The sequence below is a fragment of the Candidatus Poriferisodalis multihospitum genome (assembly GCF_028283155.1).
Taxonomy (GTDB): Bacteria; Actinomycetota; Acidimicrobiia; order Acidimicrobiales; family Poriferisodalaceae; genus Poriferisodalis; species Poriferisodalis multihospitum.
The window spans coordinates 1-3,279 of sequence record NZ_JAPYOK010000020.1; the positions used below are offsets into that span (position 1 = coordinate 1).

The window sequence follows — 3,279 nt, forward strand, 5'->3', positions numbered from 1 at the left end:
ACTGATCCAGCGCTCATGGACGAGATGACCCAGACCGAGTTCATCGGCACCGAGGTAGTCGTCAGCGACGCCTTCGAGTTCGCACCGGCCTGAGCGCGGGCGCGGGCAGGTGTCCACACGGCGCCTGCCCGATGCTCACATGTTGTCCACAAGCCCCGCCTGCAGTTGGCGGCGAGCTGCGGGACTTGGCCGCCCCCTTGTGGACAGTGACGTCGATTGCGTACTCTCACGGGCGCAGGGTGCTTCGCCCCATGGTGCCTTGCATTGACCGCACAGGGGCTTGAGCCGTCATGTCCGCCGCCAACGGGGCCCGATCATCCAAGCGCTACCTCAATCGAGAGTTGTCTTGGCTGGACTTCAACCATCGCGTCCTGGCACTCGCGCGTGATCGAGAGTTGCCGCTTCTCGAGCGCATCAGGTTCGTGGCCATCCACGCGTCGAATCTCGACGAGTTCTTCCAGGTGCGGGTGCCCACCGTGCTCGATTCCATCGAAGCCGGGGTTCGCCAAGCCGGCGCGGACGGCCTGACCCCGCGAGAGCAGCTCAAGGGGATCCGGGCGGCCGCGGCCGTGCAGCTCGGTGATGCTTCGTCGCTGTTCGAAGACGAGCTGCGGCCGGCACTCGCTGCAGAAGGGATTTCTTTCGTCGGGGTCGACGATCTCGATGCCACGAGCCGCGCATGGATAGCCGAGCTCTTCAGCGAGCAGGTGTTCCCGGTACTGACCCCGCTCGCAGTGGATCCGGCTCACCCCTTTCCCTACATCTCGGACCTGTCGCTGAACCTCGCCGTGTTCGTCGAGCACTCGCGCAGCGGGCCGTCGTTCGCCCGGGTCAAGGTGCCGCCGATCCTGCCGCGCTTTCTGGCCCTGCCCGACGAGAACCGCTTCATCACGCTGGAATCGGTCATCGCCGGGCACCTGGGAGACCTGTTCCCGGGCGTGAAGCTGCTGAGCCACAGCACGTTCAGGGTCACCCGCGACGCGGATCTCGACATCGACGACACCGAGACCGATGACCTGCTCAAGCACATGGAGCTCGAGTTGCGGCAGCGGCGCTTCGGCGGTGCCGTGCGACTCGAGGCTGCGCCCGACCTGGGCGACGACGCGCTGGACATGCTGACCCGAGAGCTGAAGCTGACCCACGACGACGTGTACACGTCTGCCGGACTGCTCGGCCTGTCAGATCTGTTCGAGCTGTACCGCATCGACCGCGACGATCTCAAGACACCGCCCCACAGCCCGAGGACGCCGCTGCCTCTGCGGGCAACCACCGAGGCCGGTGCACTGCTCGCCAGTGGTACCGGGGACCGGCGGGGAGCCGTAGAGGAGTCCGAGACCGGCGTCGACTTCTTCGATGTCCTCAAGCGCCAGGACGTCTTGGTGCACCTGCCCTACGAGTCGTTCACGACCAGTCTCGACGCGTTCATTCGCCAAGCCGCCGACGATCCAGACGTGCTCGCCATCAAACTGACCATGTACCGGACCTCGGAGCGGACTCGACTCGTCGATTCGCTCATCCGGGCTGCCGAGCGCGGCAAGCAGGTCGTGGTGGTCGTCGAGTTGAAGGCCCGCTTCGACGAGCACGCCAACATCGAGTGGGCACGCATCCTGGAGCGCGCGGGCGTGCATGTGGCCTACGGCGTCGTGGGTCTGAAGACCCACTGCAAGCTCGCGATGGTGGTGAGGCGTGAGCCCCGGGGAATCGCCCACTACTGCTTCGTCGGCACCGGCAACTTCAACGCCGACACGGCCCGCATCTACGAGGATTTCGGTCTGCTCACTGCCGACAGGGACTTTGCAGCCGACGTGGCCGCACTGTTCAACTCGCTCACCGGCTACAGCCGCAAGACCGACTACCGCAAGCTGGCCGTGGCACCGCACAGCCTCGGCCAGTCGTTGGTCAAGCACATTGCAGCCGAAGCCGCCGAGGCCGACGGCCACATCTTCATGAAGATGAATGCCATCGTCGACAGCGAGGTGATCGACGCCCTCTATGAGGCGTCACAGCAGGGGTGCCGCATCGACCTCGTCGTGCGAGGCATCTGCTGTCTGGTCCCCGGCATCGCCGGCATGAGCGAGAACATCTCGGTGCGCAGCATCGTGGGCCGCTTCCTGGAACACAGCCGGGTGTACCGGTTCGGCAATCGCGACCGGGGCTACACGATCCTGCTGGGCTCGGCCGACGCCATGCCGCGCAACCTGCGCTACCGCGTCGAGGCACTGGCGCCCGTGGAGGCGCCTGCGCTCATCAGCGAGCTTGTGGATCTCACCGACATGTACCTCGACGACGGCATTGCACGCTGGGAGCTCGGCAGCGACGGCGAGTGGACCAAGCACTGCGGCACCGATCTGCATCATTCGATGCTGACCCTGCACGCTGACCGCCGCGGCTGAGCACAGCTGCGGGAGCTGCGGAGGCGGCAGGGGACTCGGCGACGTTGCGACCTGCCGGATCGCTGGTCGCAGAGGGTCCTGCCGCCTCGACAGCGGGCGCACTACTGGCTCTGGAACCTGGCTGGTAGCATTTTCTGCGTGATTCGCGTCTCGACTCACACCGCACTGCTTTCCGCTACCGGACTGCTCCTTCTTACCTAGGCGAGGACCGCACAGGTCCTCGCCCAACCTCCTGCGCCTTCGGGCCAGGGGGTTTTTTCGTGGCCCGAACACGACCGATCCACCCGAAACTCACCGATCCGATTCCCCAGAACCCCCAAACGACCGCCCCAATCGCAGGAGATTCCCATGGCAGACGTCAAGCGCATCAGCGCCCAGCAGCCGAGCTCGATGCCGTACCGGCTCTATGACACCTACGCTTTTCCCGCGCATCTGCCGGACCGCACCTGGCCCGACAAGATCATCTCCGAGGCGCCGCTGTGGTGCTCGGTAGACCTGCGTGACGGCAACCAGGCCCTCATCGACCCGATGGACGTGCCGCGCAAGCGCCAGATGTTCGAAGTGCTCGTCGAGATGGGGTTCAAGGAGATCGAGGTGGGGTTCCCGTCTGCCTCGGCGCCCGACTTCGAGTTCTGCCGCATGCTCGTGGAGGAGGACCTGGTACCCGACGACGTCTGGATCCAGGTGCTCACGCAGAGCCGGCCCGAGCTGATCGAGCGGACCTATGAGTCCATCGCCGGGGCCAAGAAGGCGATCGTGCACCTGTACAACCCGACCTCGGAGCTGCAGCGCCGGGTGGTGTACCGGCTGGACAAAGAGGGCATCCGCGACATCGCCATCTCCGGCACCCGGCTCTGCAAAGAGCTGGCTCAGCGCCATGACGGCG

The 3,279-nt window shown here is 65.6% G+C and carries 1 protein-coding gene and 1 pseudogene; both read left to right on the forward strand.

Annotated features, from left to right (window positions below; genetic code table 11):
- Positions 1-290 precede the first annotated feature (290 nt).
- On the forward strand, positions 291-2,393 hold the full coding sequence (ppk1, locus tag VI480_RS00675) for a polyphosphate kinase 1 (protein ID WP_323670883.1): 2,103 nt from the start codon (positions 291-293) through the stop codon (positions 2,391-2,393).
- 348 nt (positions 2,394-2,741) lie between these two features.
- A pseudogene (locus VI480_RS00680) lies at positions 2,742-3,279 on the forward strand (2-isopropylmalate synthase); the annotation flags it as partial.